This window comes from Streptococcus cristatus (assembly GCF_003944225.1).
GTDB lineage: Bacteria > Bacillota > Bacilli > Lactobacillales > Streptococcaceae > Streptococcus > Streptococcus cristatus_K.
In genome coordinates this window covers 19,222-44,709 of the sequence record NZ_RJPN01000011.1, presented here as the reverse complement: position 1 = coordinate 44,709, position 25,488 = coordinate 19,222, and the positions used below count along the sequence as shown (strand labels likewise).

Here is a 25,488-nt window from a genome sequence, read left to right as displayed (position 1 = left end):
GTTTTTTGGAAAAAACTGTGTTATAATTTTTAGTTGGAAATAAATAATAAGATTTAGAGGAAATCATGACAAAATTAAGAGAAGATATCCGTAACATTGCGATTATCGCCCACGTTGACCACGGGAAAACAACCCTCGTTGACGAATTATTGAAACAATCTGAAACTCTTGATGCACGTACAGAGTTGGCAGAACGTGCTATGGACTCAAACGATATCGAAAAAGAGCGTGGAATTACCATCCTGGCTAAAAATACAGCTGTTGCTTACAACGGAACTCGGATCAACATCATGGACACACCAGGACACGCGGACTTCGGTGGAGAAGTTGAGCGTATCATGAAAATGGTTGACGGTGTTGTTTTGGTTGTAGATGCCTACGAAGGAACCATGCCACAAACTCGTTTCGTATTGAAAAAAGCCTTGGAACAAGATCTTGTCCCAATCGTTGTTGTCAACAAAATCGACAAACCATCAGCTCGTCCAGCAGAAGTAGTAGACGAAGTCTTAGAACTCTTCATCGAGCTTGGTGCAGACGATGACCAGCTTGATTTCCCAGTTGTTTATGCTTCAGCTATCAACGGAACTTCTTCACTTTCTGACGATCCTGCTGATCAAGAAAAAACAATGGCACCAATCTTTGATACAATCATCGACCATATCCCAGCTCCAGTGGACAACTCTGATGAACCTTTGCAGTTCCAAGTCTCACTCTTGGACTACAATGACTTCGTAGGTCGTATCGGTATCGGACGTGTCTTCCGTGGTAGTGTGAAAGTTGGGGACCAAGTTACTCTTTCTAAACTAGACGGCACAACGAAGAACTTCCGTGTTACAAAACTCTTTGGTTTCTTTGGTTTGGAACGTCGTGAGATCCAAGAAGCTAAAGCGGGTGATTTGATTGCCGTTTCCGGTATGGAAGATATCTTCGTTGGTGAAACAATCACTCCAACAGATGCCATTGAACCACTTCCAATCCTGCATATCGATGAGCCTACTCTGCAGATGACCTTCTTGGTTAATAACTCACCATTTGCTGGTCGTGAAGGAAAATGGGTAACGTCTCGTAAGGTGGAAGAACGCTTGCAAGCAGAATTGCAGACAGACGTATCCCTTCGTGTTGATCCAACTGATTCACCAGATAAGTGGACCGTTTCAGGTCGTGGAGAATTGCACTTGTCAATCCTGATCGAAACCATGCGTCGTGAAGGCTATGAGCTTCAAGTATCTCGTCCAGAGGTTATCGTAAAAGAAATCGACGGTGTCAAATGTGAGCCATTTGAGCGTGTTCAAATCGATACTCCAGAAGAATACCAAGGATCTGTTATCCAAAGCCTTTCTGAACGTAAGGGTGAAATGTTGGATATGATTTCAACTGGTAATGGTCAAACTCGTTTGGTCTTCCTCGTTCCAGCGCGTGGTTTGATCGGATACTCAACTGAGTTCTTGTCAATGACTCGTGGTTACGGTATCATGAACCATACCTTTGACCAATACTTGCCATTGATTCCAGGGGAAATTGGTGGACGTCACCGTGGTGCCCTCGTTTCCATTGATGCTGGTAAGGCAACGACCTACTCGATCATGTCTATCGAAGAGCGCGGAACTATCTTTGTCAACCCAGGTACTGAGGTTTACGAAGGAATGATCATCGGTGAAAACTCTCGTGAAAACGACTTGACAGTGAATATTACTAAGGCTAAGCAAATGACCAACGTCCGTTCAGCTACCAAGGACCAAACAGCAGTTATCAAGACACCTCGTATCTTGACCTTGGAAGAATCACTCGAGTTCTTGAACGATGATGAATACATGGAAGTAACACCTGAGTCTATCCGTTTGCGTAAACAAATCTTGAACAAGCAAGAACGCGAAAAAGCTAATAAAAACAAGAAAAAACAAGCAGCAGAATAAATCATTGAGTTGACTGGTGGTAGAAAGGAGCGGCATGATTTACCTGATTATTGGAATATTAATCCTGCTTTTCTATGTATTTGCCATTCCAACTAGTATTAAGGGAACGCTGAATGTCTTGACATTTGTACTTTTGCTGGTTGCCTTGATTATTTTGCTTGCTTTGGCAATTTTTCAAATTTTTAAATTGCCTGGAGAATTATTTGTGAGTATCTTTTTGATTATTATAACAGTGTGGGCCTTGATGGACATCGAGCGTCTAGTACCATCTCAGAAATCAAAAGAACTTTAAACTCATAAACTATAAGGAAGGAATTAGGATTCCAAAGTTCGTGTAGACTTTCGGTAGCCTAATTCCTTTTGTTTATCTAAAGCGAGATCCTTCGATGGTGGCTTTGGCTGAGTAGAAATATAATACAGTTACCGATGTTTTTCATTTAAAGAAGGCCCGATTCTTTTGAATGTTGTTGACCATCAGTGAGTAGGTCAGGTTTGATAAGGCACTGGCAATTAAATGTTTTGGATAGTTATTGCTTGTATAAATAGGTTTTTCAAAGGTTTCAAATAGAATAATATTTCTTCTTATTTATTGAAAGCTGATAACAGTTAAAATAAAAGGCTGATATGACTTTTTTATTTTCGCAAAAAAAGGTAAAATAGAAGGTAGTATGAATGAAGAGGTACATGATGAAGACTATTTCAAAATTTGCCAATAAGAAAGTTTTGGTGTTGGGTTTAGCTAAATCAGGGGAGTCAGCTGCCCGCCTTTTGGATAAACTGGGAGCGATTGTGACGGTCAATGACGGCAAGCCTTTCGAGGAAAATCCGGCTGCCCAATCTTTGCTGGAAGAAGGAATTAAGGTCATAACTGGTGGTCATCCTCTGGAACTGTTGGATGAAGATTTTGAATGGATGGTGAAAAATCCAGGCATTCCTTACAACAATCCTATGGTCATGAGGGCTTTGGAAAAGCAGATTCCCGTTATTACCGAAGTGGAGCTAGCCTATCTGATTTCGGATGCACCGATTATCGGGATTACTGGCTCCAATGGAAAAACGACTACGACAACCATGATTGCGGAAGTGCTAACAGCAGGCGGACAAAATGGCCTCTTGTCAGGAAATATCGGATTTCCAGCTAGTCAAGTTGCCCAAGATGCGGGTGAAACAGACACATTGGTCATGGAACTTTCTTCTTTCCAACTAATGGGAATCGAAGCCTTCCATCCAGAAATAGCGGTCATTACAAATCTGATGCCGACGCATCTGGACTATCACGGCTCTTTTGAGGAATATGTGGCGGCCAAGTGGAATATCCAAAAAAATATGACAGCTTCTGACTATGTCGTGTTGAATTTCAATCAAGACTTGGCGAAAGAATTGGCTAAGAAGACGGCTGCCAAAGTGCTTCCTTTTTCGACTAAAGAAAAGGTCGATGGAGCTTACTTGGACGGCGATGTGCTGACTTTCCGTGGGGAAGCCATTATGAAAGCTTCTGAACTAGGCGTGCCTGGTAGCCATAATGTAGAAAATGCTCTAGCAACCATTGCAGTAGCCAAACTTCGTGGGATTGACAATCAAGTTATTAGAGAAACTCTGGCTCATTTTGGAGGTGTCAAGCATCGTCTCCAGTATGTGGGCGAAATCAATCAAGTCAAATTTTACAATGACAGTAAATCAACTAATATTTTAGCGACACAAAAAGCTTTATCAGGCTTTGACAATAGCAAGGTCATTCTGATTGCTGGTGGTTTGGATCGTGGCAATGAATTTGATGAATTGGTGCCAGATATCAAGGGTCTGAAAAAGATGGTGATTTTAGGAGAATCAGCTGCGCGTGTTAAGCGGGCTGCGGATCAGGCAGAGGTAAGTTATCTGGACGCTTCAGATATCAGAGATGCTACTCGTAAAGCCTTTTCTGTGGCGGAGCCTGGGGATGTTGTCCTTCTCAGTCCAGCCAATGCCAGCTGGGATATGTATAAGAATTTTGAAGTGCGGGGCGATGAATTCCTTGCCGTGTTTAAAGAATTAAAGGAATAAAATGAAAAAAATAGTATTTACAGGCGGAGGGACAGTTGGTCATGTGACCCTCAATCTTTTGCTGATGCCTAAATTTATTGAGGAGGGCTGGGAAGTCCATTATATCGGTGACCGCCATGGGATTGAGTACAAGGAAATTCAGAAATCAGGTCTACCTGTTGTTTTCCATTCGATTGCAACTGGCAAGCTCCGTCGCTATTTTTCTTGGCAGAATCTCTGGGATGTTTTCAAAGTGGCAGGTGGGATTCTCCAGTCGCTGGGCATCATGTTGAGAGTACGTCCAAAAGCCCTATTTTCAAAAGGAGGCTTTGTGTCTGTTCCGCCAGTGATTGCTGCGAAGGTGACGGGCGTTCCAGTCTTTATCCATGAGTCTGACTTGTCGCTTGGTTTGGCCAATAAAATCGGTTATAAATGCGCGACAAAGATGTTCACGACTTTTGAGCAAGCTGAAGGACTGAGCAAGGCTGAACATGTTGGAGCGGTGACCAAGATTGCGGCCCTCCCTCAAACGGAACCAGCTGAGATTGAGAAAATCAAGGCTCATTTCACAGAAGGAAAACCTATCTTGCTCTTTGTTGGTGGCTCAGGAGGAGCGAAAGTCTTCAATGATTTTATTACCAAAAACAAGGATCGCTTGATTGAAAAATATAATATTATCAATCTGACGGGCGATGCTAGCTTGGATGAGCTTTCCCATCGCATTTACCGAGTGTCCTATGTGACAGATCTATATCAGCCACTAATGGCTATGGCAGATGTCGTCGTGACACGAGGTGGTTCCAATACTATCTTTGAATTACTGGCGATGAAGAAGTTGCAAGTGATTGTACCTTTGGGGCTTGGGGCAAGTCGAGGAGATCAGATTGAAAATGCCAACTACTTCTTGGAAAAAGGGTATGCGCTTAAAATCAATGAAGAAAACTTGAATCGGATCAATCTCCAAGTATCAGTGGATGATTTACTAAGAGAAAAGGATGCTTATTATCAACGAATGGAAAAAGCGCCGGAATTAAAATCTGTAGATGATTTTTATGAAATTTTGAAGCAAGATATTAACAAAGGGAAAAAATGAAAAAAAGCAAGGAAGACAAGCAAGAAACGGCTCAACTTTCTCTTTCTGAATGGCAAGTCAGAAACAAAGAGTATCTTGAGAAAAAAGCTCAAGAAAAGGCAAAAAAGCAAGCTGAGTTAGAGAAAAAAAGAGCTGAACTAGAGCAGAAAAAAGAAGAAATGAAGGCGGAACTGGAAAATCAGGAGCCTTCTAACGAAGAAGATACTATCTCCGAAGAAATTGACACAGACTCTCCTACAAGTGAAGAAGAAACTGAATTGCAAGATTCTGAATCTGAAGGTGAGGAGCAAGAGGAAGTTCAAGAACAAGAAGAGCAAGAGGAGGAAGAAGTAGAGCGGGTTGAGCTTCCAAAAGTTCCAATTGAGAAAATCCACTGGTATCGAGCTTTGCCAGTTTTAGTGACAAGTTCTCTAATCTTCTTAGTTTCCCTTTATTTCCTCACACCGCTTGCAACTATGAAGACCATTGAATTTACAGGAAACAAGGTAGTGAGTCAGGAGGAGCTAAGAAGCAGTAGCAAAATTGATCAGCGCGATTACACTGTTACTGTTTACAAAAATCGCCATCATTACGAGCAAAATCTGAAAGCTTCTAGCCCATGGATTGAAAATGTAGAGATGACCTATCAATTTCCGCTGACTTTCAAAATCGATGTTCAGGAATATGGCATTTTAGGTTATTTGCAGAAAGATTCTAAGTATTATCCTATTTTAACCAGTGGAGAATACGTAAAAAATGGGGTTGCGGCTGATGCCTTGCCGGAAGAGCGGATGGATGTGACCTTCTCGGATGCAGGCTTGATCAAGGAATTCGTTCAACAACTGAAGAATGTTCCTGATTCGATCAAAAAAAGTATGAGAAGGGTTGATTTAACTCCTAGCAAGGTGACAGAGGATTTAGTGACTATTACCATGTCTGATGAACACCAAATTTTAGTTCCTATTTCTCATATTGCTAAGAAACTTCCTTACTATGAAGGAATTCATCCTCAGTTGGAAGTGCCAAGTGTGGTTGATATGGAGGCTGGTATTTTTAGCTACGCGCAAGGCACAGAAAATGAAGCTATCCATGAAGCTAGCAACGATGCGCAAGATACAGAATCTTCAACTCAACATGCAGAGCAATCTACCGAGCATTCTGCTCAATCTCAGGCAGAAAAGCCAGAGATTTCTGAAAATAACTAATTATTATAGATAAAAAACTGCGCCAATTTCGTATTTTTATGATATAATAAAGTTTGGATAACCCTATTTTCTAGAGTTATTTGTATTAGAATGGAAACGTGGAAGACAGAGAGGACTGATGTAATGGCTAGAGATGGCTTTTTTACTGGATTAGATATAGGAAGTAGCACAATTAAAGTGTTGGTGGCAGAGCACATCAACGGTGAAATGAATGTTATTGGAGTCAGCAATGCAAAGAGTGCTGGCGTTAAAGATGGGATTATTGTCGATATTGAAGCAGCAGCAGCGGCTATTAAGTCAGCAATTTCTCAAGCAGAAGAAAAAGCGGGGATTTCAATTGGACTAGTGAATGTTGGCTTGCCTGCAAATTTACTGCAAATTGAGCCAACTCAAGGAATGATTCCTGTGACTAGTGACTCCAAAGAAATTACCGATGAAGATGTCGAGAGCGTGGTAAGATCTGCCTTGACCAAGAGCATGACTCCTGACCGTGAAGTAATTACCTTCATTCCAGAAGAGTTTGTTGTTGATGGCTTCCAAGGGATCCGTGATCCTCGTGGTATGATGGGGATTCGCCTAGAAATGCGCGGCCTACTCTACACTGGTCCTCGTACAATCCTGCATAATCTTCGTAAAACAGTAGAGCGTGCAGGAGTGAAATTGGAGAATATTATCATTTCTCCTTTAGCGATGACAAAATCCATCTTGAACGAAGGAGAACGGGAGTTTGGCGCGACAGTCATTGATATGGGTGGCGGACAAACTACAGTTGCTTCTGTAAAAAATCAAGAATTACAATTTACCAATATCTATCAAGAAGGCGGCGACTATGTCACAAAAGACATTTCAAAAGTCTTGAAAACTTCTCAGAAATTGGCAGAAAGCTTGAAATTTAACTATGGTGTAGCTTATGTACCATTTGCAGGCACAGAATCTTTCCCAGTTGAAGTCATCGGGGAAGTTAATCCAGTTGAAATAACAGAAGCCTATCTAGCTGAAATCATCTCTGCTCGTATCAAACATGTTTTTGAACAAATCAAGCAAGATTTAGATAGAAGACACGTGTTAGATCTTCCTGGTGGTATCGTCATCGTTGGTGGTGGAGCGATCTTGCCTGGCGTTGTAGAATTAGCTCAGGAAGTATTTGGCGTTCACGCTAAATTATATGTACCAAATCAAATCGGTATCCGTAATCCAGCTTTTGCCCACGTGATTAGTCTTTCAGAGTATGCTGGCAATCTGACCGAAGTGGATCGAATTGCACAAGCTGCTGTTCGTGGAGACGAGCAGTTGCGTCATCAAGCAACTAGCTTTGAACGTCCAAGTCATAGAGTACCTCGCTTTGATCATCAGCCGGTTGAACCAGTTCAAGAGGTGGAACCAGAAATTGCACCGCTTAGAAATGAAGAACCACAAGAGGAACCAAAGGCTAGTCTTACAGATAAGATGCGCAATTTAATTGGGAATATGTTTGAGTAAGGAGAATAAATAGATTATGACATTTTCATTTGATGCGGCTGCTGCACAAGGCGCAGTCATTAAAGTAATTGGTGTTGGCGGCGGCGGCGGAAACGCTATTAACCGAATGATCGATGAAGGTCTTGCTGGCGTAGAATTTATCGCAGCAAATACAGATGTGCAAGCACTTAGCAGTGCAAAAGCAGAAACAGTTATCCAGCTTGGTCCTAAGTTGACTCGTGGTCTGGGTGCTGGAGGTCAACCTGAGGTTGGTCGTAAAGCAGCTGAAGAAAGCGAAGAAGTCTTGACAGAAGCCCTTCAAGGAGCAGACATGGTCTTTATCACTGCAGGTATGGGTGGTGGCTCTGGTACAGGAGCAGCACCAGTTATTGCTCGCATTGCTAAATCAGTAGGCGCCCTAACTGTAGCAGTTGTGACACGTCCATTTGGCTTTGAAGGAAGCAAGCGTGGTAATTTTGCCGTTGAAGGAATCAATGAGCTGCGTGAACATGTAGATACTCTTTTGATCATTTCAAACAACAACCTTTTGGAAATTGTTGACAAGAAAACTCCGCTTCTGGAAGCCTTGAGTGAAGCTGATAACGTATTGCGCCAAGGGGTTCAGGGTATTACTGACTTGATTACTAGTCCTGGCTTGATCAACCTTGACTTTGCAGACGTGAAGACTGTTATGGAAAACAAAGGTAATGCTTTGATGGGTATCGGTATCGGAAGCGGTGAAGAACGTGTTATTGAAGCAGCTCGCAAAGCTATCTACTCTCCACTTCTTGAGACAACTATTGATGGTGCAGAAGACGTGATCGTCAACGTTACTGGTGGCCTAGATATGACCTTGATTGAAGCAGAAGAAGCTTCTGAAATCGTTAATCAAGCAGCTGGTCATGGTGTCAACATCTGGCTCGGTACTTCTATTGATGAATCTATGAAGGATGAAATCCGTGTGACTGTTGTTGCAACAGGTGTTAAAGAGGATAAGGTTGATAAGGTAAGTGGATTGCAAGGCGTTAAACCTGCGAGTCGAGCTGAGCAAGTACGCTCAGCACAATCATCTGCTCATTATGATCGAAACTTCGATATGGCAGAAACAAGAGAAATGCCAGCTTCTTCTCATCGCTCAACTGTAGAAACTTCTAGAGCTTCAGCCTTTGGAGATTGGGATTTACGTCGTGAATCAATCGTTCGTCAAGCAGAACCTGTGCCTTCTAGCCGTGTAGAGCGCTTTACAGATATTAAGGAAGAAGATGACGAACTTGAAACACCGCCATTCTTTAGAAATCGCTAATTAAATGGATTTTCAAGCAAATAAAGATTTAATTTTTCAAAATGTTGCTCAAATAGTTGAAAAAGAAAATCGATTGAAGGACTCCGTAAACATTATTGCGGTTACCAAATATGTTGACTGTGAAACAGCGAAAAAACTCGTGGATACAGGAATCAAACATATTGGAGAAAATCGAGTAGATAAGTTTCTTGAAAAATATCATGCTTTAAAGGAAGAAAACCTTACCTGGCATTTAATTGGTAGTTTGCAGAGAAGAAAAGTGAAAGATGTGATCAACTATGTTGATTATTTCCATGCTTTAGACTCTGTCAAATTGGCTCAAGAAATCAATAAGCGAGCAGATCATGTGATTAATTGTTTCTTGCAAGTCAATATTTCAAAAGAAGAAAGCAAGCACGGTTTTTTAGTTGAAGAACTAGATAGTGTTTTACCAGAGCTTGCAGTCTTAGAAAATATTTGCATTGTTGGCCTGATGACCATGGCTCCACTCGAAGCTGATCATCAAGAGCTGAATCAGATTTTTTCAGAGGCACATCAGCTTCAATTAAACTTACAAAGCAAACAGTTAAAAAACATGCCCTTTTCTGATTTGAGTATGGGAATGAGCCGTGATTATCCAGAAGCGATTGCCAACGGCTCAACCTATGTCAGAATCGGAACAGCATTTTTTAAATAGGAAAGAACTATGTCATTTAAAGATAAATTTGATAAATTTATAGAATACTTTACAGAAGATGGAGAGAAGTCTGACTTACCAGTACAGCCTTCAGATGAATCTGATTCTGTTTTGAAGCCTGCAGAGATCGAGCCAGTTCCGGCTGCATCAGCAAAGGAAAACGCACGTACTCGTTCAGCTTCTTCACAAGTCCAACAAAAGCCTACAACAGAAAATATTACTAGATTGCATGCTCGCCAACAAGAACTGGCTCAGCATCGAGTGAAATCTAGTGAAAAGGTTACGATTGATGTTCGCTATCCTAAAAAATATGAGGAAGCAACAGAGGTTGTTGATTTACTTGTGGCGAATGAGAGTATCTTAATTGATTTTCAATATATGACAGAGGTACAAGCAAGACGTTGCTTGGATTATCTTGATGGGGCACGCTATGTTTTGGCTGGGAACTTGAGAAAAGTTGCTAGTACCATGTACTTGCTCACTCCAATCAATGTTGTCGTCAATGTAGAAGATATTCGCCTTCCAAACGATGTGGATCTGAGTGAATACGATTTTGATATGAAACGCAGCAGATAATTAATGATTTACTTTATTTTAAAATTAGTTTCTAATCTAATTGATCTTTACTCCCTTCTCGTCTTCGTCTATGCACTCTTGTCTTGGTTCCCTGGAGCTTACCAAACAGCCCTAGGAAGGCTTGTCGGTTCTCTGGTTGAACCATTTTTGCGTTTGTTCCGCAGGTTGCCTTTGCAGTTTGGTAGATTAGACTTTACTGTTCTGGCAGCACTTTTTGCCTTGAGAGTGCTTGATACTTTATTTCTACACTTCCTCGCTTCCTTGTTATTGCTATGGTAAACAAGATCTATCAGCATTTTTCTCAGGATGATCAAGATTTTCTGGATAAAAGCATGGAATTGCTTCAAAGAGTAGAAAATCAATATAGCTATGAGACGACTGCTTTTTTGAATCCTCATCAGGTCAATATTCTCAAAAATTTGAGTAAGCAATATGATGTGCAAGTATTTGCTAGTTCAGATTATTTTCCAAGTGAGTTTGCTAAAGTGTTGATTGCACCTAGCTATTATCAATTAGAACTCGAAGATTTCGATGTGGTCTTGCTAGAGATTACCTATGCAAGTAAGTTCTATAAGGTGACTCATTCACAAATTATGGGAACTCTTTTGCATCAGCTAGGGATTGAGAGGCGGACATTTGGCGATATTATCGTTGTGGATGACCGTGCACAAGTATTTGTGGATAGAAGATTAGAAGAATATTTCATTACGAATGTTTCTAAAATAGCTAAAGTTCCAGTTCGGCTAAGAAGAGTTGATTTCAGAGAGCAGCTACAAGAGTCACCGGCGACTAAAACAACAGATGTTTTGGTCTCTAGTCTCAGATTGGATAAGCTGGTAGCGACAGTGTTTAAGTTATCACGTAGTCAAGCTGTGGAACTAATCATGGGGAAGCAGGTAAAGCAGAACTACAGAACCATTGATAATCCTAGTCAACAGCTCTCTTTGGGCGATTTGATTAGCGTTAGGAAATATGGAAGATTTAAGATTTTAACAGAAAATGGTTTTTCCAAAAACGGGAAGCATAAACTAACAGTTGAATTATTACCTAGTAAATAAGGAGGGAACATGGCACTAACATCATTAGATATTAGAGATAAAGGTTTTTCAACCAGATTTAGAGGGTACGATATTGATGAAGTTGAAGAATTTCTTGATATCATTGTCAATGATTATGAGGAATTAATTCGTGAGAATCGTGAGAAAGAAGCAAAAATCCGTAATCTTGAAGAACGTCTAATTTATTTTGATGAAATGAAAGACTCGCTCAGCCAATCTGTTTTGATTGCACAAGATACAGCAGAGCGGGTCAAACAGGCAGCACAAGAACGTTCAGGAAATATTGTGCAGCAAGCAGAGCAAGATGCGCAACGTTTATTAGATAGAGCCAAGTATAAGGCAAATGATATCCTTCGTCAGGCTACAGATAACGCCAAAAGAGTAGCTGTTGAGACAGAAGAATTGAAAAATAAAACGCGTGTCTTCCATCAGCGTCTCAAATCGACAATTGAAAGTCAACTAAGTATTGTTGACTCTCCAGATTGGGAAGATATCCTTCGCCCAACTGCTGCCTATCTCCAAACCAGTGATGAAGCCTTTAAAGAAGTGGTTGAAGAAGCGATTGGAGAAAAAGTCGAGCTAGAGGAAGAAGTAGATGTTACGCGCCAATTCTCACCTGAAGAATTAGCTGAATTGCAAGAACGAATTGAGCAAGCAAATCGAGATTTGGCAGAAACACAGACTCTTCAGACTATAGATGAAGAGCTGATCCAAGCACAACAGAAAGAAATTTTAGAATCTGGAGAACTTTCAGATTTGGATGAAGATTCTAAAGTTCAAGTGGATCTTTTATAAGTGCAGAAACACAAGGCAAATAAAATATTTTCAGCGAGCAGGTGGTGGTGAAAGACCTGTAATCCCTTTTGTTTGACTTATCATTCTGCTTCATCGTTTCTGAATCGAGTAAGAAACGACGTCCGCCTACGTTACGGGCTAAGAGGGACAGGCTTTTTCCTGTCTAAACAAAGGTGGTACCACGAATTTTCGTCCTTTCGGAGAAGTTTGTGGTTTTTTATTTTGAAAATTATGATGGAATAAGGAGACTAAATGAAACTCAAAGAAACCCTGAATCTTGGGAAAACTGCATTTCCAATGCGTGCTGGCTTGCCAAATAAAGAACCAATCTGGCAAAAAGAATGGGAAGAAGCAAAACTTTACCAACGTCGTCAAGAATTGAATCAAGGAAAACCGCATTTCACCTTGCATGATGGACCTCCATATGCAAACGGAAATATCCACGTTGGACACGCGATGAACAAGATTTCTAAGGATATTATTGTTCGTTCAAAATCCATGTCAGGATTTTATGCGCCTTACATCCCAGGTTGGGATACTCATGGTCTCCCAATCGAGCAAGTTTTGGCAAAACAGGGTGTTAAACGCAAAGAAATGGACTTGGTTGAGTACTTGAAACTTTGCCGTGAGTATGCTCTCTCTCAAGTTGATAAACAACGCGAAGACTTTAAACGTTTGGGCGTTTCTGGTGACTGGGAAAATCCTTATGTGACCTTGACTTCAGACTATGAAGCGGCTCAAATCCGTGTCTTTGGTGAAATGGCTAAAAAAGGCTATATCTACCGTGGTGCCAAGCCAGTTTACTGGTCATGGTCATCTGAGTCAGCCCTGGCTGAAGCGGAAATTGAATACCATGACTTGCTTTCAACTTCCCTTTATTATGCCAATCCAGTTAAAGATGGGAAAGGTGTGCTAGATACGGACACTTACATCGTCGTATGGACAACCACGCCATTTACCATTACAGCCTCTCGTGGATTGACGGTTGGAGCAGATATTGACTACGTAGTCGTACAACCAGCTGGTGAAACTCGTAAGTTTGTGGTTGCTGCAGAATTGTTGAACAGTTTGTCTGAGAAATTTGGTTGGGCTGATGTACAAGTCTTAGCAACTTACCGTGGACAAGAATTGAACCATATCGTAACAGCCCACCCATGGGATACGGCTGTAGATGAGCTGGTGATCCTTGGTGACCACGTTACGACTGACTCTGGTACAGGTATCGTCCATACAGCTCCTGGTTTTGGTGAGGATGACTACAATGTCGGTGTTGCTAATGGACTAGAAGTTGCTGTAACTGTAAACGAACGCGGGATCATGATGGAAAATGCTGGTCCTGATTTTGCGGGTCAATTCTATGACAAGGTAGTTCCAACTGTTGTCGAAAAACTTGGTAATCTACTCCTCGCGCAAGAAGAAATCTCTCACTCTTACCCATTTGACTGGCGTACGAAAAAACCAATCATCTGGCGTGCAGTGCCACAGTGGTTTGCCTCTGTATCTAAATTCCGCCAAGAAATCTTGGACGAAATTGAAAAAGTGAAGTTCCACTCAGAATGGGGTAAAGTACGTCTTTACAACATGATTCGTGACCGTGGCGACTGGGTTATCTCTCGTCAACGTGCCTGGGGAGTTCCCCTTCCTATCTTCTACGCAGAAGACGGAACACCAATCATGACTGCTGAGACCATCGAACATGTGGCTCAACTCTTTGAAGAGCACGGCTCTATTGTCTGGTGGGAACGTGATGCTAAAGACCTCTTGCCAGAAGGATTTAAGCATCCAGGTTCACCAAATGGCGAGTTCAAGAAAGAAACGGATATCATGGATGTTTGGTTCGACTCAGGTTCATCATGGAATGGAGTGGTGGTTAACCGTCCAGAGCTTAAATACCCAGCTGATCTCTATCTAGAAGGTTCTGACCAATACCGTGGTTGGTTCAACTCTTCACTCATCACATCAGTTGCCAACCATGGTGTAGCGCCATACAAACAAATCTTGTCACAAGGTTTTGCCCTTGATGGTAAGGGTGAGAAGATGTCTAAATCCCTTGGAAATACCATTGCTCCAAGCGATGTTGAAAAACAATTTGGTGCTGAAATCTTGCGTCTCTGGGTAACAAGTGTTGACTCAAGTAACGACGTGCGTATCTCTATGGATATCTTGAGCCAAGTCTCTGAGACTTACCGTAAGATCCGTAACACCCTTCGTTTCTTGATTGCCAATACCTCTGACTTTAACCCAGATCAGGACGCAGTCGCTTACGATGAGCTTCGTTCCGTTGACAAGTACATGACTATTCGCTTTAACCAGCTTGTCAAGACGATTCGTGATGCTTATGCTGATTTTGAATTTTTGACAATCTACAAGGCCTTGGTGAACTTTATCAACGTTGACTTGTCAGCCTTCTATCTTGACTTCGCTAAAGACGTTGTCTACATCGAAGGTGCCAAATCACTTGAGCGCCGTCAAATGCAGACTGTCTTCTATGACATTCTTGTCAAAATCACGAAACTCTTAACACCAATCCTGCCACACACAGCAGAAGAAATCTGGTCTTACCTAGAGCATGAAGCAGAAGACTTTGTTCAGTTGTCAGAATTGCCAGAAGCGGAAATCTTTGCCAACCAAGAAGAAATCTTGGATACATGGGCAGCCTTCATGGACTTCCGTGGACAAGCTCAAAAAGCCTTGGAAGAAGCGCGTAATGCCAAAGTTATCGGTAAATCACTTGAAGCACACTTGACAGTTTATCCAAATGAAGTGGTGAAAACTCTTCTTGGAGCAGTGGATAGCAATGTAGCTCAACTTTTGATCGTGTCAGAATTGACCATTGCAGAAGGATCAGCTCCAGAAGGCGCAGTTAGCTTTGAAGATGTAGCCTTTACAGTTGAACGCGCTGCAGGTGAAGTTTGTGACCGTTGCCGTCGTATCGATCCAACTACTGCAGACCGTAGCTATCATGCAGTTATTTGTGACCACTGTGCAAGCATTGTAGAAGAAAACTTTGCGGATGCAGTTGCAGAAGGATTTGAAGAAAAATAAGCCAGCCGAATCTTGTTAGCTTTGACTGATAACTAATAAAAGAAGGTCCGTCTCACTTGAGGCGGACTTTTTCGCTTAAAAACTAAGGGATTAGACTTCTTTGTGGAAGCTGAAAAAATAAGTTCAAACTCTTGACAGGCTAGTATAAGTTTTTTATGATAGTAGTAAAGATTAGAAGGAATGAGGAAAGATAATGACCCATCCAGTTTTTGGAGTTCGTGAGGAAAATGTCGAGTATGTGACACGCTATGGAGTTTACGCAGTGATTCCGGATGAAAAGAAAGAAAATATCATTTTGGTACAGGCACCTAATGGTGCGTGGTTTCTTCCTGGAGGACAAATGGAAGAAGGAGAGGACCAGCTGGCTACTCTCGAGCGGGAATTGCTGGAAGAGCTTGGCTTTAGTATCCAAGTAGGAGATTACTTTGGCCAGGCGGACGAGTATTTTTATTCTCGCCATCGGGACACGCATTTCTATAATCCTGCCTATATTTACGAAGCCCTTTCTTATCAGGAAGTAGAAAAGCCGCTGGAAGACTTCAATAACCTAGCATGGTTTCCTGTCGATCTTGCAATTGAAAAATTGAAACGTGGCAGTCATAAATGGGGAATTGAGCAGTGGAAGCGTAAATATCAGAATAACTAGCCTGCGATATTTAAAATGATATAAATTACAGGCAATCATTCACAATTCCGGAAAAACGTGTTATAATAATAGCGACGATTTAAGGTAGGAGGCAAATGAATGAAGCTTATAAATACGACGAATACCCACGCAGAATTAGTAAAAAATCAGTTGGAAAGTACAGACGCAACGCTTGTAGAGGTTTATTCTGCGGGCAATAGTGATGTTATTTTCACAGAGGCCCCTAGCCATTACGAAATTCTCATTTCAAATAAGCATCGCGCAATCAGAGAGCAAGAAATTGAAAAAATTAGAGAATTCTTTTTGAAACGAAAAATTGACCAAAAGAATATTGACGCCTCTGCCATTCGGACGATCTATGCCAATAGTTTGATTGAGATTTCAATCCCGATTAAGGGCTAATCATCTGCTTAAGATTTTAAACTTTTGTAATATTATCATTGCACCATTTGCTTCCTGATGGAGGTAATAGCAAAAATCACTTGAAAAATTCCGCTTTTCAGCTCTTGCTTTCAGGTGATTTTTTATTTGTCTGATTTAGATTTTGAATTGCGTGATCTTTTCTGACTAGCCAAATTCTTCGAACGTAATAATGTTTCCATTTTTATTCTTTCTTTTATGAAATCACCTTTATTTTATGATAAATTATGGTAAAATAACTTGGAGGAGAGTAAAGATGTTTCATAAAAGTAAGTTAATGTTTTGGACCAGTGAAGTCTTGCTGCTGACGATTATCTTTTTCATCTGGCGCCAGATGGGAGATATGATTACGCCAGTGGTGAGCGTTATCAATACGATTTTAATTCCTTTTGTTATGGGAGGATTTCTCTACTATATTACAAATCCTCTGGTGACACTGCTCGAAAAAAAGTTGAGGATTAATCGAATTTTCGGGATTTTAATCACTCTTTTCCTACTCTTTGGCCTAGTGACAGTCGGAGTAATCTACCTCTTGCCAATTTTGATTAACCAGCTGTCCAGCTTGATCAACTCGACACAAAATCTCTATTGGGAAATTCAGAGTTTTGTTAATCAATTGTCCAAAAATCCTTTATTTAAGAGTTTAAATATTCAGTCTACTATCCAGCAGCTTAACCTGTCCTATGTAGATATTCTGCAAAATATTTTAAATAGTGTTACCAATAGTCTGGGTAGTGTAGTATCTGCTGTCATCAATACCCTCATGATTCTTATCATGACGCCGATTTTTTTGGTCTACTTCCTGATGGATGGACACAAACTTTTGCCTATGCTGGAGCGGACAGTTCTTAAGCGCGATAAACTCAATATATCTAGTCTCTTGACCAATCTCAATGCGACCGTTGCCCGTTATATCAGCGGTATTTCAATTGATGCCTTGCTGATTGGGACCTTAGCTTATATTGGTTACAGTGTCATTGGACTCAAGTATGCCTTAGTCTTTGCTATTTTCTCAGCTTTGGCTAACTTGATCCCTTATGTGGGCCCTAGTATCGGCTTGATTCCCATGCTGATTACCTACTTTTTTACTGACCCTAATAAAATGCTGGCAGCCTTGATCTATATGTTGATTATCCAGCAAATTGATGGGAATATCCTCTATCCTCGTATTGTTGGGAGTGTTATGAAAGTGCATCCCATTACGATTATGGTTCTCTTGCTTCTTTCAAGTAATATCTATGGTATTATGGGCATGATTGTAGCGATTCCGACCTACTCCATCCTCAAGGAAATCGTGAAATTCCTCGCCAATCTTTATGATAACCACAAAGAAGCTCAGCAGCAAAAGAAGAATGAAGAATTTGGTATTATAAAAAAATAGGAGAAAGCTCGTCTTTCTCTTTTTTACTGCATTTTTTATGGTTCATCATTGGATATTTATGCTAAAATAATAGTAATAGCATAAAGGAGGTATCGTTATGGTAACACGTCGTAAATTTTCTCCGCAAGAAATAAGAAAAGATTCTTCTTACTTATGCCCGCGTTTTATTAACTAACTCGGGGGCTGTTGTCGGCCGAACTGCCAAGGCTAGACGAATTTATGGCAGAGATCGTCAGGAAGATGAGCACTTGCTGTTTCTGGTTCGTAGTGCTGTTTATCAGGCACATCAGAGGACCTTTTATAAGGCAGATGCAGTCGTGGGGCTGGATGAGGACTTCATGGTTTGCGCCCATCTGATGGTTCCTCAGGAAGAAATCAACAATCTCTATTCTTGGCTCTTGAATTTCCAGATTTTGGATGAGGAATTTAAGAACCGCCTACGAGCTTCTAAAAAGTACGAGGAAAATGATATCTTTGTCTTTTTTGATCCCAAGTGGACGCATCCAGACTATCCAGAAGGTTTGGTTTACTTTGATACCAATCATAATTGCGCCGTTATTCTGGGTTTAAATTATTTCGGAGAACTGAAAAAAGCGACCTTAACTTTGGCTTGGGGAACAGCTGCTAGAAATGGCTATGTTGCCTGCCACGGAGGTCTAAAAATCTTCAAGCAGAAGACGGAAAAAGAAGACTATGTTGCATCTTTCTTTGGTCTATCCGGTTCAGGAAAATCCACATTGACGCATGCCAAACATGACCATAAATATGATATCAAGGTTCTCCATGATGATGCTTTTATTATCTCGGTCAAGGATGGCTCCTCTATTGCCCTCGAACCGTCTTATTTTGACAAGACCAATGACTATCCTACAGGCCATAGTGAGCAGGATTTCTTTGTCACCGTGCAGAATTGTGGAGTAACACTAGATGAAAATGGGCGGAAAGAGCTAGTAACAGAGGACATTCGCAATGGGAATGGACGGACTGTTAAATCGCGCTTTGCGACTCCAAATCGAGTAGACAGAATTGATGAGCCCATCAACGCTATTTTCTGGATTATGAAGGATGACTCTCTGCCGCCTCTGGTTAAGATCAATGATCCGCTGATGGCTTCCACAATGGGCTGCACCCTGATGACCAAGCGCTCCAACGCCGAGAATGTCACTGGCTTGCATGAAGACTTGGTTATTGAGCCTTATGCCAATCCTTTCCGAGTCTATCCATTGGTGGAAGATTATCGGAAATTCCGTCGTTTATTTGAGTCAGGAGTTGCTTGCTACATTATCAATACTGGTTTTTATATGGGCAAAGGTATCCCAAAGGAAGTATCTTTAGATATTATCGAGCAGATTGTAGACGGCAGGGCTAAATTTAAGCCTCTTGGTCCTTTGGAGGGTTTTGAATACTTGGATTATAAAGGCTATGCTGTTCCAAACTTTGACGACAAGTACAGACAGCTCATTCGTGAAAGAATGCAGGTTCGTTTAAACTTCCTATTGGCCTTTAATCAGAAATATCCCAAGACAGCCCTGCCTGTTGGAGCTATTTCTCGGCTAGAAAAAGTCTTGCAGGACTTAGAGGATTAATCTGCAAAACGCTTTCTAATAAATCCTTGTGCACGAATCCCAAAAATATGTTATAATCAAACCTGATTATAATTTTTAGGAGAAGAATCCATGGAAGACCCTGGCAGTCAGAGTATTTTATTGCAAGCAATACTGCTATTTGTTTTAACCTTACTAAATGCCTTTTTCTCAGCTTCTGAGATGGCGATGGTGTCGCTCAATCGAGCTCGCGTTGAGCAGAAAGCCGAAGAAGGCGATGCCAAATACGTTCGTTTATTAAAAGTTCTTGAAAGCCCTAATAACTTTCTGTCAACGATTCAGGTCGGTATTACCGTCATTAATATCCTGTCGGGGGCAAGCTTTGCGGATAATTTAGGGAAAATCTTTGCTTCTTGGATGGGTGATTCCAAGACGGCGCATGCAGTTGCTAGTTTCTTGGCTCTTGCCCTCCTTACCTATATTTCTATTGTTTTAGGGGAGCTTTATCCGAAGAGAATCGCTATGAATCTTAAGGATAGTTTGGCTATTCGGACTGCACCAGTGATTATCTTCCTCGGGAAAATTGTCAGTCCGTTTGTCTGGTTGCTTTCAGCCTCTACCAATCTTCTCAGTCAGATGACGCCGATGAAGTTTGATGATGTGGATGAAAAAATGACCCGAGATGAGATTGAGTACATGCTGACCAATAGTGAGGAGACGCTGGATGCAGATGAAATCGAAATGCTGCAGGGGATTTTCTCGCTGGATGAAATGGTGGCGCGTGAACTCATGGTGCCGCGGACAGATGCCTTTATGGTTGATATTCAGGATGATACCAAGGAAATCATCGAAAGTATCCTCAAGCAAAATTTCTCACGAATTCCTGTCTATGATGGCGATAAGGATAATGTGATCGGTTTGATTCATACCAAGCGCTTGTTAAATGAAGCCTTCGCTAATGGATTCGACAATCTCAATCTCCGCAAGATTCTGCAAGAGCCACTTTTTGTGCCTGAAACGATTTTTGTGGATGATTTGCTCAAATCTCTCCGGAATACTCAAAATCAAATGGCGATTCTGCTGGATGAGTATGGTGGTATGGCGGGTCTTGTGACGCTTGAAGACTTGTTGGAAGAAATCGTCGGTGAAATCGAAGACGAAACAGACAAGGTTGCCATCGAAGTTCATGAAATTGGTGAGAATACCTACATTGTTTTAGGAACGATGACCCTCAATGACTTTAATGAATATTTTGAAGTTGAAATCGATAGTGATGATGTGGATACTATTGCTGGTTATTATCTGACTGGTGTTGGAACCATTCCAAATCCAACAGAGCGGCTCAGCTATGAAGTGGAAAGCCAGAATAAAAAACTGATTTTGACCAATGACAAGGTTAAAAATGGCCGTGTCACTAAGGTGAAAGTGGAAATATCTGAAATGATTGAAGAAGATGAAGAAGCTGAAAAATAATTCAGCTTCTTTTGTTTTAAGTTTTCCGCAAGATTTTTATAAGGAATGCTTAAGCTGAAAGTCCTATACTAGTCTCAACAAATAAGAAGTGAGGACAGTCCAATGACATATAAAGTAAAAGTAACCTATCAGAAATCATTCATTCGCTCCAAGTTAAACAAAGCAGCTTAACCAGTACTAGCAATAGAAGCAAGAAATAGATTCTCGTATCAACATTTCATAAATTTTTCATATCATCTCCTAAATATAAAAAACATATAAAACTAAACAACAAACCAAAGAACAGGAAAACTCCTCTGCTCGCTAGATTTTAGCTGACAGAGGAGATTTTTTATGCTCGCTGAATCAAGACTTCATTCTCTCTACCGAGTAGCAAAATCCACGAAGCGAAATTTATCTAGTTTGTGCCGACTCTCCGTGTATTGAAACTGGCGGCCGTCGGAGAGATAGAAGATAGAGCATTTTTAGATATTATCAAATTAGGCAGGTGCTGATTTCGAATTACGAGGAGACAGCAGTAGCCGCGACCATGACCCTGAAACCCTATGAAACGTTAGCTATTCTAGTAAAATAATGATTAAAACCAGCTTAAGCTTCTTTTAAGTATGGTGCAGTATACTAGAAGCATCAAATAAAGACCTCTTAACTTTATTTGATAGAAGGAGTCCTTTAGTTTAACAGATGAGCAGCTGTTACAGCTATAGTTCCGCACCTTTTTTTCATAACAATCTCCGAAAAGGTCGCCCTCTAGGGCGGCTTTTTTTATGGAGAAAGCTGGAAACGGAGAGAGGCAATTTTAAGAGAAATGGAAGACTTTATCTGTTGTAACACAATGAAAATGAAATTGAAAAACAGTTTATTTTCTAAAAAATAGGCAGAATCTATCTATTTTCACTAGAATCGTGGTATAATGTAGTTATAGTAAAACGTTTTCAGGTACAAGAGGATTATTATGGTTGAAGAAGCGATTGATTATGGGAAAGTAACAGGAATGGTGCACTCTACGGAGAGTTTTGGGGCAGTGGATGGACCAGGTATCCGCTTCATCGTCTTTCTGCAGGGCTGTCATATGCGTTGTCAATATTGCCACAATCCAGATACTTGGGAGATGGAGACTAACAAGTCTCAACTACGGACTGTGGACGATATCCTACAAGAAGCTCTTCGTTACAAAGGTTTCTGGGGTAATAAAGGTGGTATTACCGTCAGCGGGGGAGAAGCACTTCTGCAAATCGACTTTTTGATTGCCTTCTTTACCAAGGCCAAAGAGCTGGGGATTCATTGTACGCTGGATACTTGTGCTCTGCCTTTTAGAAATACGCCTCGTTATCTAGAAAAGTTTAATAAACTGATGGCGGTGACGGATTTGGTCTTGCTGGATATCAAGGAAATTAATGAAGCGCAGCATAGGATCGTGACTACCCAGACCAATAAAAACATTCTGGCCTGTGCAAAATATCTCTCAGATATCGGGAAGCCAGTGTGGATTCGTCACGTTCTAGTGCCAGGCTTAACCGACCGTGATGAGGACTTGATTGAGCTAGGTAAGTTTGTCAAAACACTCAAGAACGTTGATAAGTTTGAAATTCTTCCTTACCATACTATGGGAGAATTCAAGTGGCGGGAGCTGGGTATTCCTTATTCACTGGAAGGTGTGAAGCCACCGACTGCCGAGCGGGTTAAAAATGCTAAGGAACTGATGCAAACAGAATCCTACACCGAATACATGAATCGAGTGCATAATAACTAAGTGATGTAAGTAGGGTAAGATGAGGCTGGGACAAAAGTCCTAGCCTCTCAATTGTCTTTGGATTGTCGAGCAAGACGCAGTGGTTGAGTGGGCTCTATTACGCTGATTTCATCAGCTTTTACAGCCCTACTCAACTGTGCGGAGGTGGAACGACGAAATCGAATTCTAACGAATTACCGATTTCTGTCCCACTCTCATTTTTCTCAATAAAATACCTGCTAATTCTTTGGGATGCCCTAATTTTATAAGATTTGATAGCATGAGAGCACACATTTAAGTACATTGCAGCTAGTGGCTGTCTGATTTTAAAAGGATATAGATATTAGAGGCGCTTATAGCAAGCTTTCTTCTTTTTGCCTGCTTAGCTTTCACCTCTATGTGTAAGGCTAGAAAAGTTAGGTCCAGCTTCCAAGAAGGTGTTTGAATAAAGGCGGAATTTATGGTATAATAAACCCTAATAGCGATTTTTTTAGAGAATTGAATAAGCGTAGTGGGAGTAGTGTTTTGGAAAAGAAAAAAGCCATTGTGGTTTCGGGAGATTACGGGTATATTAGACAGATTGAAACAACAATAAAATCTCTTTGCTGTCATCATAAAAATCTAGATATTTATGTTTTCAATCAGGATATTCCTCAAGAATGGTTCTACTATACGCGTCGGAAGGTAGAAGCATCTGGCAGTCAGTTGAACGATGTGAAATTGTTTAATGACCAGATTGACGATCAGGTGAAATCGAAATGGGAAGCTGGGACTTACGCTCATATCAACTACATGGCCTATGGGCGCTATTTTATACCGAATTACGTTGCAGCAGATAAAGTCTTATATTTAGATTGTGATATTGTTGTGACACGAAATCTGGACCATCTTTTTGAGATAGATCTGGAGGATTATTATGTAGCAACGACTCGCGCGACATATGGAGTAGGCTTTGGCTTTAATTCTGGAATGATGCTCATCAATAATAAGCGTTGGCGTGAAGAAAACATGGCTCAGCAATTGGTCGAGTTGACAGATAGAGAATTAGCCAATTTTACTGAAGGTGATCAGTCTATCTTGAATTTGATGTTTGAGGGCAAAAAACTTGATTTGGAAGATACTTACAATTTTCAAATCGGTTTTGACATGGGAGCTGCGCTAGATAAGCATGACTGGATTTTCGAAATCCCACTCTCTCCACTACCTGCTGTTTTGCATTATATTTCTGGTCAAAAACCATGGAACACTGTTTCCAACATGCGTCTGCGTGAAGTATGGTGGTTTTACAATTCTCTTGATTGGTCTACAATTATTGAGACAGATGAATTTGATGTCGAGAAAGCTATTAAACAGAGGAATGAAGGCTTTGCTCTCCACTGTGTAACCTTGACAAACTCAGATAGGTTAGAGGGAATTGAAGATTTGGTGAATGCATTACCAAACTGTCTATTTCATATTGCTGCCTACACACAGATGTCTGATAAGTTACTCAAACTGATGGCTTATGAAAATGTTCGCTTGCACCCTGCAATTTTGCCATATCCTTTGAGAGATTTACTTGCGAGCAGCGACATTTATCTTGATATTAATCACGATCAGAAATTCGATACTGTAATTAGAGAGTTTCAAGAGTCTGGTAAGCCTGTTTATGCCTTTGATAATGTTCAAACAGAAGGGGTTTCAGAGCAAGTATTCTCACATGAGAATTATCAGGAAATGGTGGAAAAAATTCGATCAGATTTTAATTAAATGACGAATTGCCCACATTTTGTAATCAAAATAGAGAAAGCAAGTTGATTCCTTATCTATAATTCTATGGAATGGGCTTGCTTTCTTAAGTCTTTGACTTAAAAGACAAGTTTATGTATGAAAAGAGGGCTCTGGGCAAGTCCAAAATACAAATAAAGGATAATAAATGGAGCACTTTGGTCTTAAGAAAAAGAAGCGTCAGAATATTTTTAGAAAGAGAATCTTCTTTACACTGTTCATTATTGCTATTTATATATTAGGGAGGCATATCTTGCTTCCAGGCTACAATGGCAGTATGGAAGCTTTTCGGGTAAAGGAAGACAATCCCTTGGCCGCTTTGTATTTGCTGGCAGGAATTGATGTTTCTCAGATTTCAGTATTTTCTTTGGGCTTAGGACCTTGGATTACGACGATGATTGTATGGCAAGTCATGAACCTGAAGAAAAGCTGGAATATACAATCTTGGTCTCTTAAAAAAACGGATTTCTTTCAAAAGATCTTAACCTTGTTCTTTGCTATTGTGCAGGGACTAGCCATTATGTACACCGCTTATAGAGGAAATGGTCGCTTTCTACTTCTCGTGGATGATTGGCTCTATAATGCAGCAGTTTTAACCACGGTTGTGACGGGTAGTTTTATCATTATCTGGTTATCAAGTCTTAATACTCGTAAAGGAGTGGGAGGGTCAACCATCATCATTATCTCAGGGATTTTGCTTCAGTTTGCCAATCAATTAATAATCTTGATTGGTCAATCTCTGTCTTCTCTCCGAGGTGGCATGATGTTAGTTGCTGCGGCTATAGCTTATCTTCTTTTGACTTTTGTTGCTGTTGTATGTGAGAAAGCGGAGATACGTCTGCCTCTTAATCGGATCATGTTGAGCAGTCGCTACTATGATAAATCTTATTTGCCAATTAAGTTCATTCCTTCTGGTGGAATGCCCATTATGTATGCAACAAGTGTCTTGATGTTGTTCCAATTATTACTAGACTGGACGGGGAAAGGATTTTCAGTAAAATTTGGGAATTTGTTTGACTTTACAAAGCCCTTGGGTCTCTTTGTTTATCTAGTTGCGATTTACTTGTTGGGTATTTTGTTTGCCTATATCAATTTGGAACCGGAAGAGACAGCAAAACGCTTGCAGCGTCAGGGTGAGTATTTTGACTATATTCAGCCGGGGAAAGAAACCTTAAAAGTGTTAAAACACTATATTTCTTTGCAATCAAATATAGGAGCTATCTATCTCATCTTGTATGTCGGCCTGCCCTATTTTATTAATTTCTTCTTGCCTTTACCAAGTTTCTTTTTGACCTTGCCAAGCACACTAGTCATTTTGATCAGCATGCTCTTGCCCTTGCGTGAAGAAATACGAATCTTAAGAATCGGGACTTATTATCATAAAGAACTAGAAGTAAAAGGAGAATAG

19 protein-coding genes, 4 pseudogenes and 1 other annotated feature are annotated in these 25,488 nt (G+C 40.7%); of the genes and pseudogenes, 22 read left to right on the top strand and 1 reads right to left on the bottom strand.

The window, feature by feature from the left end:
* The first annotated feature begins 65 nt into the window (after nt 1–65).
* The 18 genes and pseudogenes from typA (at nt 66) to D8797_RS09245 (ending at nt 20,584) form a co-directional block, all read left to right on the top strand.
* Nucleotides 66–1,913, top strand: a complete 1,848-nt coding sequence (typA, locus tag D8797_RS09330) for a translational GTPase TypA (protein WP_062122682.1) — start codon at nt 66–68, stop codon at nt 1,911–1,913.
* A 34-nt stretch (nt 1,914–1,947) separates the two neighbouring features.
* Nucleotides 1,948–2,205, top strand: coding sequence for a DUF3165 family protein (locus D8797_RS09325; protein ID WP_005590808.1), 258 nt, complete (start codon nt 1,948–1,950; stop codon nt 2,203–2,205).
* A 395-nt stretch (nt 2,206–2,600) separates the two neighbouring features.
* A complete protein-coding gene (murD, locus tag D8797_RS09320) occupies nt 2,601–3,953 on the top strand; it encodes a UDP-N-acetylmuramoyl-L-alanine--D-glutamate ligase (protein ID WP_125380459.1) in 1,353 nt (450 codons plus the stop codon).
* Between the two features lies 1 nt (nt 3,954).
* Complete coding sequence (locus D8797_RS09315; RefSeq protein WP_125380427.1) at nt 3,955–5,025, top strand: UDP-N-acetylglucosamine--N-acetylmuramyl-(pentapeptide) pyrophosphoryl-undecaprenol N-acetylglucosamine transferase; 1,071 nt, start codon at nt 3,955–3,957, stop codon at nt 5,023–5,025.
* Nucleotides 5,022–6,209, top strand: a complete 1,188-nt coding sequence (locus tag D8797_RS09310) for a cell division protein FtsQ/DivIB (RefSeq protein WP_125380425.1) — start codon at nt 5,022–5,024, stop codon at nt 6,207–6,209. Before D8797_RS09315 ends, D8797_RS09310 begins: the two co-directional genes overlap by 4 nt.
* 123 nt (nt 6,210–6,332) lie before the next feature.
* A complete protein-coding gene (gene ftsA, locus D8797_RS09305; RefSeq protein ID WP_125380422.1) occupies nt 6,333–7,688 on the top strand; it encodes a cell division protein FtsA in 1,356 nt (451 codons plus the stop codon).
* A 16-nt stretch (nt 7,689–7,704) separates the two neighbouring features.
* Complete coding sequence (gene ftsZ, locus D8797_RS09300; protein WP_125380419.1) at nt 7,705–8,970, top strand: cell division protein FtsZ; 1,266 nt, start codon at nt 7,705–7,707, stop codon at nt 8,968–8,970.
* Between the two features lie 4 nt (nt 8,971–8,974).
* Nucleotides 8,975–9,646, top strand: a complete 672-nt coding sequence (locus D8797_RS09295; RefSeq protein ID WP_125380417.1) for a YggS family pyridoxal phosphate-dependent enzyme — start codon at nt 8,975–8,977, stop codon at nt 9,644–9,646.
* 207 nt (nt 9,647–9,853) lie between these two features.
* A pseudogene (locus tag D8797_RS09290) lies at nt 9,854–10,222 on the top strand (cell division protein SepF); the annotation flags it as partial.
* Between the two features lie 3 nt (nt 10,223–10,225).
* The gene (locus D8797_RS09285; RefSeq protein ID WP_061422496.1) at nt 10,226–10,501 is read left to right on the top strand and encodes a YggT family protein; all 276 of its coding nucleotides are present in this window, start codon (nt 10,226–10,228) and stop codon (nt 10,499–10,501) included.
* A complete protein-coding gene (locus D8797_RS09280; RefSeq protein WP_125380415.1) occupies nt 10,495–11,280 on the top strand; it encodes a YlmH family RNA-binding protein in 786 nt (261 codons plus the stop codon). The genes D8797_RS09285 and D8797_RS09280 overlap by 7 nt, the downstream gene beginning before the upstream one ends.
* 9 nt (nt 11,281–11,289) lie before the next feature.
* Nucleotides 11,290–12,075, top strand: a complete 786-nt coding sequence (locus tag D8797_RS09275) for a DivIVA domain-containing protein (RefSeq protein ID WP_061910821.1) — start codon at nt 11,290–11,292, stop codon at nt 12,073–12,075.
* Nucleotides 12,072–12,275, top strand: a binding site (T-box leader). (Overlaps the previous gene by 4 nt.)
* 52 nt (nt 12,276–12,327) lie before the next feature.
* The gene (ileS, locus tag D8797_RS09270) at nt 12,328–15,120 is read left to right on the top strand and encodes an isoleucine--tRNA ligase (protein ID WP_125380413.1); all 2,793 of its coding nucleotides are present in this window, start codon (nt 12,328–12,330) and stop codon (nt 15,118–15,120) included.
* 193 nt (nt 15,121–15,313) lie between these two features.
* The gene (locus D8797_RS09265; RefSeq protein ID WP_125380411.1) at nt 15,314–15,766 is read left to right on the top strand and encodes an NUDIX domain-containing protein; all 453 of its coding nucleotides are present in this window, start codon (nt 15,314–15,316) and stop codon (nt 15,764–15,766) included.
* Between the two features lie 99 nt (nt 15,767–15,865).
* Nucleotides 15,866–16,168 carry a DUF1827 family protein gene (locus D8797_RS09260; RefSeq protein ID WP_005590795.1) on the top strand — a complete coding sequence of 101 codons (303 nt, stop codon included), beginning with the start codon at nt 15,866–15,868 and terminating at the stop codon, nt 16,166–16,168.
* Between the two features lie 274 nt (nt 16,169–16,442).
* A complete protein-coding gene (locus D8797_RS09255) occupies nt 16,443–17,567 on the top strand; it encodes an AI-2E family transporter (protein WP_061910815.1) in 1,125 nt (374 codons plus the stop codon).
* 143 nt (nt 17,568–17,710) lie between these two features.
* A pseudogene (locus D8797_RS09250) lies at nt 17,711–19,153 on the top strand (phosphoenolpyruvate carboxykinase (ATP)); the annotation flags it as partial.
* A gap of 90 nt (nt 19,154–19,243) precedes the next feature.
* Nucleotides 19,244–20,584, top strand: a complete 1,341-nt coding sequence (locus D8797_RS09245) for a hemolysin family protein (RefSeq protein WP_125380409.1) — start codon at nt 19,244–19,246, stop codon at nt 20,582–20,584.
* Between the two features lie 362 nt (nt 20,585–20,946).
* On the opposite strand, the pseudogene D8797_RS09240 reads toward D8797_RS09245, so the two are convergent.
* Nucleotides 20,947–21,033: pseudogene (locus tag D8797_RS09240) on the bottom strand (trehalose operon repressor); the annotation flags it as partial.
* Nucleotides 21,034–21,056: 23 nt separating this feature from the next.
* On the opposite strand from D8797_RS09240, the pseudogene D8797_RS10615 reads away from it, so the two are divergent.
* The 4 genes and pseudogenes from D8797_RS10615 to D8797_RS09215 all read left to right on the top strand — a co-directional run.
* Nucleotides 21,057–21,158 (top strand): annotated as a pseudogene (locus D8797_RS10615) (DUF3459 domain-containing protein); the annotation flags it as partial.
* Between the two features lie 378 nt (nt 21,159–21,536).
* Entirely contained in the window at nt 21,537–22,334 is a 798-nt protein-coding gene (gene pflA / locus D8797_RS09230) for a pyruvate formate-lyase-activating protein (RefSeq protein WP_061910806.1), read from the top strand.
* 504 nt (nt 22,335–22,838) lie between these two features.
* Nucleotides 22,839–24,062: a glycosyltransferase gene (locus tag D8797_RS09220; RefSeq protein WP_125380458.1), complete on the top strand. Its 1,224-nt coding sequence runs from the start codon at nt 22,839–22,841 to the stop codon at nt 24,060–24,062.
* A 271-nt stretch (nt 24,063–24,333) separates the two neighbouring features.
* Nucleotides 24,334–25,488 carry an accessory Sec system protein translocase subunit SecY2 gene (locus D8797_RS09215; RefSeq protein WP_446677493.1) on the top strand — a complete coding sequence of 385 codons (1,155 nt, stop codon included), beginning with the start codon at nt 24,334–24,336 and terminating at the stop codon, nt 25,486–25,488.

Coding starts and splice junctions, on each gene's coding strand:
- D8797_RS09265 (WP_125380411.1), top strand. CDS start 15,314: ATGACCCATCCAGTTTTTGGAGTTCGTGAGGAAAATGTCGAGTATGTG.
- D8797_RS09295 (WP_125380417.1), top strand. CDS start 8,975: ATGGATTTTCAAGCAAATAAAGATTTAATTTTTCAAAATGTTGCTCAA.
- D8797_RS09325 (WP_005590808.1), top strand. CDS start 1,948: ATGATTTACCTGATTATTGGAATATTAATCCTGCTTTTCTATGTATTT.
- D8797_RS09310 (WP_125380425.1), top strand. CDS start 5,022: ATGAAAAAAAGCAAGGAAGACAAGCAAGAAACGGCTCAACTTTCTCTT.
- typA (WP_062122682.1), top strand. CDS start 66: ATGACAAAATTAAGAGAAGATATCCGTAACATTGCGATTATCGCCCAC.
- D8797_RS09260 (WP_005590795.1), top strand. CDS start 15,866: ATGAAGCTTATAAATACGACGAATACCCACGCAGAATTAGTAAAAAAT.
- D8797_RS09275 (WP_061910821.1), top strand. CDS start 11,290: ATGGCACTAACATCATTAGATATTAGAGATAAAGGTTTTTCAACCAGA.
- ftsZ (WP_125380419.1), top strand. CDS start 7,705: ATGACATTTTCATTTGATGCGGCTGCTGCACAAGGCGCAGTCATTAAA.
- D8797_RS09315 (WP_125380427.1), top strand. CDS start 3,955: ATGAAAAAAATAGTATTTACAGGCGGAGGGACAGTTGGTCATGTGACC.
- D8797_RS09245 (WP_125380409.1), top strand. CDS start 19,244: ATGGAAGACCCTGGCAGTCAGAGTATTTTATTGCAAGCAATACTGCTA.
- D8797_RS09285 (WP_061422496.1), top strand. CDS start 10,226: ATGATTTACTTTATTTTAAAATTAGTTTCTAATCTAATTGATCTTTAC.
- murD (WP_125380459.1), top strand. CDS start 2,601: ATGAAGACTATTTCAAAATTTGCCAATAAGAAAGTTTTGGTGTTGGGT.
- pflA (WP_061910806.1), top strand. CDS start 21,537: ATGGTTGAAGAAGCGATTGATTATGGGAAAGTAACAGGAATGGTGCAC.
- D8797_RS09280 (WP_125380415.1), top strand. CDS start 10,495: ATGGTAAACAAGATCTATCAGCATTTTTCTCAGGATGATCAAGATTTT.
- ileS (WP_125380413.1), top strand. CDS start 12,328: ATGAAACTCAAAGAAACCCTGAATCTTGGGAAAACTGCATTTCCAATG.
- D8797_RS09255 (WP_061910815.1), top strand. CDS start 16,443: ATGTTTCATAAAAGTAAGTTAATGTTTTGGACCAGTGAAGTCTTGCTG.
- ftsA (WP_125380422.1), top strand. CDS start 6,333: ATGGCTAGAGATGGCTTTTTTACTGGATTAGATATAGGAAGTAGCACA.